Origin of the sequence: Massilia forsythiae (assembly GCF_012849555.1) — a bacterium.
GTDB classification, from domain to species: domain Bacteria; phylum Pseudomonadota; class Gammaproteobacteria; order Burkholderiales; family Burkholderiaceae_D; genus Telluria; species Telluria forsythiae.
Map to the genome: position 1 here is coordinate 2,998,932 of NZ_CP051685.1, position 13,137 is coordinate 3,012,068.

The 13,137-nt window shown below is 66.3% G+C and carries 10 protein-coding genes; 4 read left to right on the top strand and 6 right to left on the bottom strand.

Translation table 11 applies throughout. The annotated features are described in order from the left end of the window. The first annotated feature begins 39 nt into the window (after positions 1-39). A complete protein-coding gene (locus HH212_RS12845) occupies positions 40-348 on the top strand; it encodes a c-type cytochrome (RefSeq protein WP_170202831.1) in 309 nt (102 codons plus the stop codon). 95 nt (positions 349-443) lie between these two features. Here the strand turns inward: HH212_RS12845 and HH212_RS12850 are convergent, their stop codons facing one another. The 6 genes from HH212_RS12850 to folD all read right to left on the bottom strand — a co-directional run bounded on the left by HH212_RS12850 (position 444) and on the right by folD (position 6,662). Further along, positions 444-1,589 carry a branched-chain amino acid ABC transporter substrate-binding protein gene (locus tag HH212_RS12850; RefSeq protein WP_170202832.1) on the bottom strand — a complete coding sequence of 382 codons (1,146 nt, stop codon included), beginning with the start codon at positions 1,587-1,589 and terminating at the stop codon, positions 444-446. Between the two features lie 268 nt (positions 1,590-1,857). After that, complete coding sequence (locus tag HH212_RS12855; RefSeq protein ID WP_170202833.1) at positions 1,858-2,256, bottom strand: DUF2486 family protein; 399 nt, start codon at positions 2,254-2,256, stop codon at positions 1,858-1,860. Next, positions 2,253-2,678 carry a DNA polymerase III subunit chi gene (locus HH212_RS12860; protein WP_170202834.1) on the bottom strand — a complete coding sequence of 142 codons (426 nt, stop codon included), beginning with the start codon at positions 2,676-2,678 and terminating at the stop codon, positions 2,253-2,255. The genes HH212_RS12855 and HH212_RS12860 overlap by 4 nt, the downstream gene beginning before the upstream one ends. 39 nt (positions 2,679-2,717) lie before the next feature. Next, positions 2,718-3,407, bottom strand: coding sequence for a glutaredoxin family protein (locus tag HH212_RS12865; protein ID WP_170202835.1), 690 nt, complete (start codon positions 3,405-3,407; stop codon positions 2,718-2,720). A 248-nt stretch (positions 3,408-3,655) separates the two neighbouring features. Then, entirely contained in the window at positions 3,656-5,758 is a 2,103-nt protein-coding gene (locus HH212_RS12870) for a M3 family metallopeptidase (RefSeq protein WP_170202836.1), read from the bottom strand. A gap of 46 nt (positions 5,759-5,804) precedes the next feature. Next, entirely contained in the window at positions 5,805-6,662 is an 858-nt protein-coding gene (gene folD, locus HH212_RS12875; protein ID WP_170202837.1) for a bifunctional methylenetetrahydrofolate dehydrogenase/methenyltetrahydrofolate cyclohydrolase FolD, read from the bottom strand. Between the two features lie 366 nt (positions 6,663-7,028). Here folD and aceE point away from each other — a divergent pair, with 366 nt between their 5' ends. The 3 genes from aceE (at position 7,029) to lpdA (ending at position 13,104) form a co-directional block, all read left to right on the top strand. Next, on the top strand, positions 7,029-9,725 hold the full coding sequence (gene aceE, locus HH212_RS12880) for a pyruvate dehydrogenase (acetyl-transferring), homodimeric type (RefSeq protein ID WP_170202838.1): 2,697 nt from the start codon (positions 7,029-7,031) through the stop codon (positions 9,723-9,725). Between the two features lie 151 nt (positions 9,726-9,876). Further along, on the top strand, positions 9,877-11,223 hold the full coding sequence (gene aceF / locus HH212_RS12885; RefSeq protein ID WP_170202839.1) for a dihydrolipoyllysine-residue acetyltransferase: 1,347 nt from the start codon (positions 9,877-9,879) through the stop codon (positions 11,221-11,223). A gap of 12 nt (positions 11,224-11,235) precedes the next feature. After that, complete coding sequence (gene lpdA, locus HH212_RS12890; protein WP_170202840.1) at positions 11,236-13,104, top strand: dihydrolipoyl dehydrogenase; 1,869 nt, start codon at positions 11,236-11,238, stop codon at positions 13,102-13,104. Positions 13,105-13,137 lie beyond the last annotated feature (33 nt).

The following is a 13,137-nucleotide window of genomic DNA, read 5'->3' on the forward strand; positions in this document are numbered from 1 at the left end:
CTGTATAAGAACGGTTTTAGTCTATTTGGAGAAAACGCAATGAAACGGTCCCTGATGGTGTTGACGGCGATGGCGGCGATGGCTTCGGGCAGCGCCTTTGCGCAGGCCGACCTGGCCAAGGCCAAGAACTGCATGGCGTGCCACGCCGTCGCCAACAAGCTGGTCGGTCCCGCCTACAAGGATGTCGCGGCCAAGTACGCGGGCCAGAAGGGCGCCGAGGACAAGCTGGTGCAAAAGGTCATGAAGGGCGGCGCGGGCGTCTGGGGGCCGGTACCGATGCCGGCCAACCCGCAGGTCAACGAGGAAGAGGCGCGCTCGCTGGTGAAATGGGTACTGTCGCAGAAGTGAAGCCGGCCGCGATGCCGCGGCCGCTTCGTGCATGAACGAGAACGCCACCGCATGCGGTGGCGTTGTTACTTGGCAGCCGGCAGCCGGCGCCGCGCTCAGCGCACCACGTCCATCTTGGTCCGCTTGCCGCCCTTGTAGGTGAACAGGGTCAGCGCGCCATCCTTGATGTCGCCGCTCGGGTCGAACTGGATGGTGCCGGTCACGCCTTCGTACTTGATCTTCTTGAGTTCGGGCAGGTACTTGGCCGGATCGGCCGACTTGGCGTTCTGCATCGCGGTCGCCATCACCATCACCGCGTCGTACACGTAGGGCGCGTACAGCTGCACGTCCATGTTGTACTTCTTCTTGTAGCGGGCGCGGAAGTCGTCCATCACCTTTTCCTGCGGTCCCTTGACCCCGCCGGCTTCGGCGCACACGACCTTGCCTTCGCCGATGCCGGTCCCGGCCAGGCGCGCCAGCGATTCGGTACACATGCCGTCGCCGCCCATGAAACGCGCCTCGATGCCGAGCGCTTTCAATTGCTTGAGCATCGGGCCGGCCACCGAATCCATGCCGCCGAAGAAGATCAGGTCCGGCTTTTTCGCCTTGATCGAGGTCAGGATGGCGGTGTAGTCGGTGGTGGTGGCGCTGGTGAATTCGCGTCCGACCATGCGCACGCCCGGTCCCTTGGCGCCCTTGAGGAATTCGTCGGCCACGCCCTGGCCGTAGGTGGTGCGGTCGTCGATCACGGCGATGTTCTTGGCGCCCAGCGTGCCGATCGCGTACTTGCTCAGGGTGCCGCCGAGCTTGGCGTCGCTGGCCACCACGCGGAAGGCGCCCGGAAAGCGCTGGCGCGTGTACACCGGCGCCGTGGTGGCCGGCGAGATCTGCACGATGCCGGCGTCGTTGTAGATCTTCGAGGCCGGCACCGTGGTGCCCGAGTTCAGGTGGCCGATCACGCCGTTGACCCTGGCGTCGACCAGTTTCTGCGCCACCGCCGTGCCCTGCTTGGGATCGGCGCCGTCGTCTTCCGACACCAGCTGCAGCGTGACCTTCTGGCCGTTCAGCACGAACCCCTTGGCGTTGAGCTCGTCGATCGCCATGCGCGCGGCGTTCTCGTTGTCCTTGCCGAGGTGGGCGCTGGGGCCGGAGATCGGCGCCACGTGGCCGATCTTGACGACCTGCTGGGCCTGCGCGGCGCCGGCGCCGGCAAAGGCGAGGCCGAGGGCGGCGAGAGGAAGGAATCTGGTGGTGACCTGCATGTATCTCTCCAAGGGAATGAACGGCAGCGGGTGAAACGCGTGCGCATGGCGCGCTGCGATGCAATGCGATGCATTTACGCTTGGCAAAGGTACAGCAAATCGGCGGCTTCGCAAAGCATCGGCAGGGCACGTCCGGGCAGGATGGACAACGTGCCCCGCAGCAGTGCGCAGGAAGGATCGAAAGGCGCCGGTTTGGCGCGCCGGCAGGGCGGATGCGCCGTGCCGGTGCGGGTGCAACCAGGCGCGAGGAAGCCCGGCTACGGCGCGGTCAATGGCTGCGCGACTTCAGGTGCGCCAGTTCCTGCGCCACGGCGCGCGCCACCACCTGTTCGACGGTCTGCTGCAGGCCGGCGCGCAGTTCGGACGCCAGGCGCGCCACCACGTGGTCGAGCAGCGGCGCCAGATTGCCGCGCACCTGGTCTTCCAGCGTCAGTTCGATGCGGTCCTGCAGGCGGTCCAGCACGCGCGCCACCAGGCGTTCTTCCAGCGCTTGCCAGGCCTCGTCGCCGGACGGTTCGGTGGGCGTGGCATGTGGCGTGGCAGGCGGTGCGGCCGGCGGCGCGGCTGCGGGCGCCGCCGCGTCCGGCGCGGGTCGGTCCGCTTCCGGCTCCATCACCTCGGTCAGCACCGGGATGCTGCTCTCGTCGAAGGCGGCCGGCTCGCTCATGACTGCCCCGCCACGAAGTGGGTCAGCGGATACGACTGGCGCTTGTACGCGACGTAGCGCGCGCGCCCGGCGGCGGCGTCTTCCTCGTCGGTGGAAATGATCTCGAACACGCGCGCGAAGCGGTCGAAGCCGGCCGGCGTGCGGCGCGTCAGGTTGATCAGCATGTCGCGATGCGGCAGTTCGGCGCCCTCGTCGGCAGTGACGATCACCGGCGTTTCCGGCGCCAGCGGATCGCCGGCCAGCACGTGCGGAATGAAATCGGTGCCGGACAGGGTCCACAATGCGTCGTTCAGCTCGCTGGCCTGGGCCGCGCTGTCGGCCAGCACCACCACCTTGGCGCGCGCGGCATAGGCCTTGCGCGCCAGGCGGCATGCGTAGCCGAGCTTGTCCGGGATATTGGTATGGAAATCGATGCGGGTCATGTCGGCGCTGGTTGGTGGCACATGGTGATGGACACAGGGTCAGAACTGGAAATCCGGCGGCGCGTTGCCGGCCGCCGGCGGGGGCGAGCGCGGCTGCTGCGCCGCGGTCTGCGCCGCCGCGGCCGCGGCGGCGTCGGGCGCCATTTTGATGCGGGCGCGTACCGGCGGCGTGGCCGGCGCCATGGGCGCGCCGCCGGCAGGCACCGGGGCGGCGAACTGGTAGCCCGGCGGCAGCATCTTCTGGCGCGGGTAGGCGGCTGCGCTCAAGGCTTCATGCCAGGCCGCGGCCTGGAAGCCGGTCAGCTTGCGGCTGCCGACCGCCAGCAGCGGCATCTCGTTGCCGCCGCCGAGCAGGCGCAGCTGCTGCTGGTCTTCGGCGCTGTCGACGGTGCGTTCCTGGAACGGGATGCCGCGCTCGCGCAGCAGCGTGCGGCCCTGGTCGCAGGCGTCGCAGCGCGCGGTGGTGTACAGCAGCACCGGGCTGGCCTGCACCGCGCGCGCCAGTTCGTAGGGCAGGGCGGCAGGCGCGTTGGGAGCGGGAGCGGTCACCTTGAGTACCTCGGCGTGTTGTCTGGACGATGCGGGCGGCTTGTCGCCGTAGTGGGTGACGCCGCGTTCGTCCCGCCATTTGTAGACCTGGGCGGAGGCGCCGGCGGCGACCGACAGCAGGGCCAGGCATGCGAGCAAGGCCCGTGGACGGTTGTGGATGCGATCACGTGCTGTCCTCATGTCCACCTCTCGCTGAGCATGCTCCCGCGTACTGCCTGCAGGAGCGGATAGGGATGCCGGATGACAGCCGGTACCGTGAACCGTCGTTCCCGCGCAGGCGGGAACCCATGCTGCGTTTCCCAGGTCACGTCCATCGAAACGCTACATGGTGTCCGATGAAACGAATCCCGATGCGATGTATGGGTCCCCGCCTGCGCGGGGACGACGGTGCCTGTGCGTGCGTCCTTGTTGATGCCTGCATTCCTTGTTCAAGCCTGCATCCCGTTATGCCGCAGCAGCGCGTCGATCGACGGTTCGCGGCCGCGGAAGGCCTTGAAGGATTCCAGCGCCGGGCGCGAGCCGCCCACCGACAGGATCTCGCGGTGGAAGCGTTGACCGGTCTCGTCCAGGAGCGAGCCGCCGCCGGCCTCCACCGCTTCCTCGAAGGCCGCATAGGCGTCCGCCGACAGCACTTCCGCCCACTTGTAGCTATAGTACCCCGCCGCGTAGCCGCCCGCAAAAATGTGGCCGAACGAGTGCTGGAAGCGGTTGAACGACGGCGGCACCATCACCGAGAACTTGCTGCGCACGTCGTCCACCAGTTCCTGCACGGTCTGCTGGCTGCTCGGGTCGAAGTCGTAGTGCAGGTGCATGTCGATCAGCGAGAACTCGACCTGGCGCAGCGTCTGCATGCCGGACTGGAAGTTCTTCGCCGCCAGCATCTTGTCGTACAGCGCGCGCGGCAACGGTTCGCCCGTCTTGACGTGGCCGGTCATGTCCTGCAGGACGTCCCACTCCCAGCAAAAGTTTTCCATGAACTGCGAGGGCAGTTCGACCGCATCCCATTCCACGCCCGAGATGCCGGATACCGACAGCTCGTCGACTTCGGTCAGCATGTGGTGCAGGCCGTGGCCGAACTCGTGGAACAGCGTGGTGACTTCGTCGTGCGTGAACAGCGAGGGTTGCAGCTTGCCGTCGACCTCGGCCGGCGGCGTGAAGTTGCAGGTCAAATAGGCGATCGGGGTCTGCACGATGCCGCCGGTGGCCAGGCGGCGGCCGCGCGCGTCGTCCATCCAGGCGCCTTGCCCCTTGCCCTGGCGCGCGTACAGGTCGAGGTAGAACTGGCCGACCAGCTGGGTGGCGCCGTCGTGCGTGGCGCGCTCGATACGGAAGAAGCGCACGTCCGGATGCCACACCGGCGCCTGGTCCGGAGCGATGGTCACGCCGAACAGTTTCGAGATCACGCCGAACAGGCCGGCTACCACCTTCGGTTCGGGGAAGTATTGCTTCACTTCCTGGGCCGAGAAAGCGTAGCGCTGCTCGCGCAGCTTTTCCGAGGCATAGGCCACGTCCCAGGCCTGCATGTCCTCGATGCCGAGTTCGTCCTTGGCAAAGGCGCGCAGTTCGGCCAGGTCCTTTTCGGCGTACGGACGCGCGCGGCGCGCCAGGTCTTCCAGGAACTCGATCACGTGTTCCGGGCTTTCCGCCATCTTCGGTGCCAGCGACACTTCGGCGAAGCTGCGGTAGTCGAGCAGCTTGGCTTCCTCGTCGCGCAGCTTCAGGAGTTGCGCGATGTTGCCGGTGTTGTCCCACTTTTCCAGCTCCGAGAACACCACGCCCATCTCGGACGCCTTGGTGGCGTTGGCGCGGTAGATGGTCTCGCGCAGCGCGCGGCTGTCGGCGAACTGCAGGATCGGGAAATACGACGGGAAGTGCAGGCTGAACTGCCAGCCCTGCTTGCTGTCGCGTTCTGCCGCGGCGCGCGCGGCGGCCTTGGCGTCGTCCGGCAGGCCGGCCAGCTCGGCTTCATCCTCGACCAGCAGCTTGTAGTCGTTGGTGGCGTCGAGCACGTTTTCCGAAAAGCGCGTCGACAGCATGGCCTGCTGTTCCTGGATCTCGGCGAAGCGCTCCTTCTGTTTTTCCGGCAGCTCGGCCCCGCCCAGGCGGAAGTCGCGCAGCGCGTTCTCGACGATGCGCTTGCGGGCGCCGCTCAGGGCATCGAATTCGGCGCCGGCGCGCAACTGCTTGTACTTGTCGAACAGCGCCTCGTTCTGGCCCAGCTCCGTGAAGAACTCGGTGATCTTCGGCTGGTTCTCGTTGTAGACGGCACGCAGTTCCGGCGTGTCCATCACGTGGTTCAGGTGGTTCACCACGCCCCAGGCGCGGCCCAGGCGCTCGGTGCTTTCCTCGAGCGGGACCACGAAGCTGTCCCAGGTGACGCCGTCGCCCGGCGCTTCCAGTTGCGTCACCACGGCGCGCGCATCGGCGATCAGCTGCTCGATCGCCGGCGTGACGTGCTCGGGGCGGATCAGGTCGAATTTCGGCAAGTCCGAAAAATCGAGGAGGGGATTGCTGGTGTCGTTCGTCGTCATTGCTCTATCCTTTTAGTCAATCGAATCACCGCGCGCCGGTGAACCCTCAAGCGCGTTTGGCGCCGCGCTCGGCCGCTTCCAGCGTGTTCATCAGCAGCATCGTGATGGTCATCGGCCCCACGCCGCCCGGCACCGGGGTGATGTGGGACGCCACGTCCCTGACGCTGTCGAAATCGACATCGCCGCACAGCTTGCCTTCGTCGTCGCGGTTGATGCCGACGTCGATCACGATCGCCCCCGGTTTCACCATATCCCCGGTCAGCGTGTTGCGGCGGCCGACGGCGGCCACCACGATGTCGGCCTGGCGCGTGTGGTAGCCCAGGTCGGCGGTGCCGCTATGGCATATGGTCACGGTCGCATTGGCTTGCAAGAGCAGCAGCGCCATCGGCTTGCCGACCGTGTTGCTGCGGCCGATCACCACCGCGTGCTTGCCGCGCAAGTCGACACCGGTGGTCTCGATCAGCTTCATGCAGCCGTACGGGGTGCATGGCCGGAAACCGTCCAGGCCGGTCATCAGTTCGCCGGCCGACAGCACCGAGTAGCCGTCGACGTCCTTGCTGGCGGCGATCGCCTCGATCACCTTGGCCGGGTCGATGTGTTTCGGCAGCGGCATCTGCACCAGGATGCCGTGGATCGCCGGGTCGGCGTTCAGCGCGGCGATGCGCTCCAGCAGCGCGCTTTCCGCGAAGTCGGCCTCGTACTTTTCCAGCACCGAGTGAAAGCCGGCGTCGGCGCAGGCCTTGACCTTGTTGCGCACGTAGACGTGGCTGGCCGGGTCGTCGCCGACGATGATCACGGCCAGGCCGGGCCGGTGGCCGGCGGCGCTCAGGGCGGCGGCGCGCGCGGCGATATCGGCGCGCAGCTGTTTGGAAAGTTGTACTCCGTCGATGGTGTGGGCAGGCATGGGCGGCGGCTCTCTGGACAAAAGCAGGATTATAAGCGCCCGCCCGGCGATGGGCGCCCGCCCGGTAACGCGCGCCGCCATGCACGGTTCGTTGTCATATTCATGGCTGTGGTCGGGTCGGCAATAATCGTTATGCTGCAGCGCACAACAGCAGCATGAACATGCTGTATTTCTTGTCGAAAATCAGTATTTATGCGGTGGAAATACGATTTTTCCATATTATGAAATCAGATATCATATTTTGAAAAACCGCCGAGGCACTGGTAAAATCGTCAGGCTTTATTTCAGGGATAGTCTTTTCGCTACCAAACTTCCAGGGAATACTAACCGGGTCGGGCGGTGCACAAACATCAAGGAGACGTAGCAATGTCAGCTCAACTCGACCAGTTGACGGCCCAGGCCGCCAATGACCCGGATTCGCTCGAGACCAAGGAATGGCTCGACGCGCTCGAAGCGGTGATCGAATTCGAAGGTACCGATCGCGCGCACTACCTGCTGGAACGCCTGGTCGACCTGGCGCGCCGCCGCGGCGCCCACGTGCCGTTCTCCAGCAACACCGCCTATGTGAACACCATTCCCGCGCACCTCGAAGCGCACTGCCCGGGCAACCTGGAATACGAAGAGCGCCTGCGTTCGTGGATGCGCTGGAACGCGATGGCGATGGTGGTCAAGGCCAACCGTGTCGACGGCGACCTGGGCGGCCACATCTCCTCGTTCGCCTCGCTGGCCAACATGCTGGGCATCGGCTTCAACCACTTCTGGAAAGCGCCGAGCGAAAACCACGGCGGCGACCTGCTGTACATCCAGGGCCACTCCTCGCCGGGCATCTACGCGCGCGCCTTCCTGGAAGGCCGCATCTCGGAAGAGCAACTGACGAACTTCCGCCAGGAAGTCGACGGCAAGGGCCTGTCGTCGTACCCGCACCCGAAGCTGATGCCGAACTTCTGGCAGTTCCCGACCGTCTCGATGGGCCTGGGCCCGCTGATGGCGATCTACCAGGCGCGCTTCCTGAAGTACCTGAACGCGCGCGGCATCGCCGACACCGACGGCCGCAAGGTCTGGGTCTTCTGCGGCGACGGCGAGATGGACGAGCCGGAATCGATGGGCGCGATCGGCATGGCCGCGCGCGAAAAGCTGGACAACCTGGTCATGGTCGTCAACTGCAACCTGCAGCGCCTGGACGGTCCGGTGCGCGGCAACGGCAAGATCATCCAGGAACTGGAAGCCGACTTCCGCGGCGCCGGCTGGAACGTGGTGAAAGTCATCTGGGGCCCGGGTTGGGACGACCTGCTGGCCAAGGACAAGGACGGCATCCTGCAGCGTGTGATGATGGAAACCGTCGACGGTGAATACCAGAACTACAAGGCCAAGGACGGCGCCTACGTGCGCAAGCACTTCTTCGGCAAGCACCCCGAGCTGCTGAAGATGGTGGCCAACATGACCGACGGCGACATCTGGCGCCTGACCCGCGGCGGCCACGACCCGCACAAGATCTATGCCGCGTTCAAGAACGCGCAAGAGAACAAGGGCACCCCGACCGTGCTGCTGGTGAAGACCGTCAAGGGCTTCGGCATGGGCAAGTCGGGCGAGGCGCGCAACACCGCGCACCAGACCAAGAAGCTGGACGACGAGGCGATCCGCGAGATGCGCGACCGCTTCGCCATCCCGATCCCCGACGACAAGCTGGCCGACATCCCGTTCTTCAAGCCGGCCGACGATTCGCCCGAGATGAAGTACCTGCACGAGCGCCGCCAGGCCCTCGGCGGCTACCTGCCGTCGCGCCGCGAACAGGCCGACGAGAAGCTGACCGTGCCGGCCCTGTCGACCTTCAAGGGCGTGCTGGACCCGACCGCCGCCGGCCGCGAGATCTCGACCACGCAAGCCTACGTGCGCGTGATCACCGCGCTGCTGAAGGACCAGAGCCTGGGCCAGCGCATCGTCCCGATCCTGGTCGACGAATCGCGTACCTTCGGCATGGAAGGCCTGTTCCGCCAGATCGGCATCTTCAACCAGCAGGGCCAGTTGTACGAGCCGGTCGACAAGGACCAGGTGATGTACTACCGCGAAGACAAGGCCGGCCAGATCCTCCAGGAAGGCATCAACGAAGCGGGCGGCATGTGCTCGTGGATCGCCGCGGCGACGTCCTACTCGTCGAACAACCGCGTGATGATCCCGTTCTACACCTTCTACTCGATGTTCGGCATGCAGCGCGTCGGCGACCTGGTCTGGCTGGCGGGCGACATCCGTGCGCGCGGCTTCCTGATGGGCGGCACCGCGGGACGCACCACGCTCAACGGCGAAGGCCTGCAGCACGAGGACGGCCACAGCCACATCATGGCGGCGACCATCCCGAACTGCATTCCGTACGACCCGACCTATGCGCACGAAGTGGCGGTGATCATCCAGAACGGCCTGCACCGCATGGTGGAACAGCAGGAGGATGTGTTCTACTACATCACCATCATGAACGAGAACTATGAGCAGCCGGGCCTGAAGGCGGGCCAGGAAGAGGGCATCCTGAAGGGCATGTACCTGCTGCAGCAGGGCGACGCCGCGGCGCAGCACCGCGTCCAGCTGATGGGTTCCGGCACCATCCTGCGCGAGTCCGTGTTCGCCGCCGAGCTGCTGAAGAACGACTGGAACGTGGCCGCCGACATCTGGTCGTGCCCGTCGCTGACGCTGCTGGCGCGCGACGGCCAGGACGCCGAGCGCTGGAACCTGGTGCACCCGAACGACGCGCCGCGCCTGCCGTACGTCACCGAGCTGCTGAAGGACACCCAAGGCCCGATCGTCGCCACCACCGACTACATGCGCATGTTCGCCGAGCAGATCCGCGCCTACATCCCGAGCGGCCGCACGTATAAGGTGCTGGGCACCGACGGCTTCGGCCGTTCGGACTCGCGCGTCAAGCTGCGCGAATTCTTCGAGGTGAACCGTTACTACATCACGGTCGCCGCGCTGAAGTCGCTGGCCGAGGAAGGCAAGATCCCGGCCTCGATCGTGGCCGACGCGATCGCCAAGTACGGCATCGATCCGAACAAGCCGAATCCTGTGACCCAGTAATGCTCGAGCGCGCACCGATCAACACGGTGCGCGCTGACACCGTCGTCCCCGCGAAGGCGGGGACCCATGCTGATTTTTCGAAGTCGGTATGGGCCCCCGCCTGCGCGGGGGCGACGATGAGCCAATGACAAAAATACGGAGCCAACACATTATGAGCATTGTGGAAGTCAAAGTCCCCGACATCGGCGACTTCAAGGAAGTGGAAGTCATCGAACTGATGATCAAGCCGGGCGACACCATCAAGGTCGACCAGTCGCTGATCACCGTGGAATCGGACAAGGCCAGCATGGAGATCCCCTCCAGCCATGCCGGCGTGGTCAAGGAAATCAAGGTCAACGTCGGCGACAAGGTCGCCGAAGGTTCGCTGGTGCTGACGCTCGAGGAAGCCGCCGGCGCCGCCGCGCCGGCAGCCGACGCCGCGCCTGCGGCCGCTCCGGCGCAAGCCGCCCCGGCCGCCGCACCCACCCCGGCGGCTGCGGCGCCGGCGGCAGCACCTGCCGCACCGGCCGCACCGGCCGCTGCACCGGCTCCGGCCGCAGCAGCAGCAGCCGGCCCGGCCCCGAGCTTCGCCAGCGCGCACGCCTCGCCGTCGGTACGCAAGTTCGCGCGTGAACTCGGCGTCGACCTGGGCAAGGTCAAGGGTTCCGGTCCGAAGAGCCGCATCACCCAGCAGGACGTGCAAGCCTTCGTCAAGGGCGCGCTGGCCGCCGGCCCGACGGCTGCGCCGGCCGCGGGCGGCGCCGGCATCGGCGGCCTGAGCCTGCTGCCGTGGCCGTCGCTCGACTTCAGCAAGTTCGGCCCGACCGAACTGCAGCCGCTGCCGCGCATCAAGAAGATCAGCGGTCCGAACCTGCACCGCAACTGGGTCATGATCCCGCACGTCACGCACTTCGAAGAAGCCGACGTGACCGACCTGGAGAAATTCCGCGTCGATTCCAACGCCGCCTACGCCAAGGCCAAGTCGACCAACAAGCTGACCATGCTGGCGTTCGTGATCAAGGCCTCGGTCGCCGCGCTCAAAAAATTCCCGGCATTTAATTCGTCGCTGGACGAGGCGGGCGCCAACCTGATCCTCAAGCAGTACTACAACATCGGCTTCGCGGCCGACACGCCGAACGGCCTGGTGGTCCCGGTGATCAAGGATGCCGACAAGAAGTCGGTCTCGCAGATCGCCACCGAGATGACCGAACTGTCGGCGCAGGCGCGCGACGGCAAGCTGTCCCCGGCCAACATGCAGGGCGCGACCTTCACCATCTCGTCGCTGGGCGGCATCGGCGGCACCGCGTTCACGCCGATCATCAACGCGCCGGAAGTGGCGATCCTGGGCCTGTCCAAGTCGGCGATGAAGCCGGTGTGGGACGGCGAAGCCTTCCAGCCGCGCCTGATGCTGCCGCTGTCGCTGTCGTACGACCACCGCGTGATCGACGGCGCCGGCGCCGCCCGCTTCGCGGCCTACCTGGCCGACGTGCTGGCCGACCTGCGCAAGACGCTGCTGTAAGGAGCCGAGCATATGAGCACAGTTGAAGTCAAAGTCCCGAACATCGGCGATTTCAAGGAAGTCGAAGTCATCGAGCTGATGGTCAAGCCGGGCGACACCATCAAGGTCGACCAGTCCCTGATCACCGTCGAATCGGACAAGGCCAGCATGGAGATCCCGTCGACCCACGCCGGCGTCGTGCAGGAACTCAAGATCAAGGTCGGCGACAAGATCAGCGAAGGTTCGCTGGTGCTGACGCTGGAGGAAGCCGGCGCCGGCGCTGCGGCGCCTGCCGCTGCCGCTCCTGCCGCCGCTGCGGGCGCACCGTCGGACAAGCCGGCCGCGCAGATCGGCGCGCAGGCCGTGGCCCCGACCGCGGCCGCCGGCCCGACCGACTCGTACGCGCCGGCGCACAAGGCCGATGCCGCACCGGTCGGCGCGGTACCGGCACCGAATGCAGCCAGCTACAGCGGCCAGGTCGACGTCGAATGCGAAATGATGGTGCTGGGCGCGGGTCCGGGCGGCTACTCGGCCGCGTTCCGCGCCGCCGACCTCGGCATGAACACCGTGCTGGTCGAGAAGTACGCGACCCTGGGCGGCGTGTGCCTGAACGTGGGCTGCATCCCGTCCAAGGCGCTGCTGCACGTGGCGGCGATCATCGACGAGACCGCGCACATGGGCGACCATGGCGTCAGCTTCGCCAAGCCGGACATCGACATCGACAAGCTGCGCGCCTACAAGGACGGCGTCATCAAGAAGATGACCGGTGGCCTGGCCGGCATGGCCAAGGCGCGCAAGGTCAACGTGGTGCAGGGCGTGGGTAAATTCCTCAGCCCGAACCACATCGAGGTCACCGGCGCGGACGGCGCCAAGAAGGTCGTCGCCTTCCAGAAGGCGATCATCGCCGCCGGTTCCTCGGTGGTGAACCTGCCGTTCGTGCCGGAAGACCCGCGCATCGTCGATTCGACCGGCGCGCTGGAACTGCGCCAGGTACCGAAGCGCATGCTGGTCATCGGCGGCGGCATCATCGGCCTGGAAATGGCGACCGTGTACTCGACGCTGGGTGCGCGCATCGACGTGGTCGAGATGATGGATGGCCTGATGCAGGGCGCCGACCGCGAGGCCGTCAAGGTCTGGCAGAAGTACAACGCCGCGCGCTTCGACAACATCATGTTGAAGACCAAGACCGTCGGCGTGGAAGCGCTGCCGGAAGGGATCAAGGTCACGTTCGAGTCGGCCGAGGCGGGCAAGCCGGCGCCGGAACCGCAAACCTACGACCTGGTGCTGGTGGCCGTCGGCCGCAGCCCGAACGGCAAGAAGATCGGCGCGGAAGCCGCCGGCGTGGCAGTGACCGACCGTGGCTTCATCGGCGTGGACGGCCAGATGCGCACCAACGTGCCGCACATCTTCGCCATCGGCGACCTGGTCGGCCAGCCGATGCTGGCCCACAAGGCGGTGCACGAAGCCCACGTGGCGGCCGAGGCGGCGCACGGCGAAAAGGCGTTCTTCGACGCCAAGGTGATTCCGTCGGTGGCCTACACCGATCCGGAAGTGGCGTGGGTCGGCCTGACCGAAGAGGAAGCCAAGGCCAAGGGCGTGAAGGTCGAGAAGGGCCACTTCCCGTGGGCCGCCTCCGGCCGCGCCGTGGCCAACGGCCGCGAAGAAGGCTTCACCAAGCTGCTGTTCGACGCCGAGACCCACCGCATCATCGGCGGCACCATCGTCGGCACCAATGCCGGCGACATGATCGGCGAAGTGGCGCTGGCGATCGAGATGGGGGCGGACGGCGTCGACATCGGCAAGACCATCCACCCGCACCCGACGCTGGGCGAATCGATCGGCATGGCGGCGGAAGCCTACGAAGGCGTCTGCACCGACTTGCCGCCGCCGCGCAAGCGTTGAACTGAGGGGCAGTTGTCGTAGCGAAAACCGGGG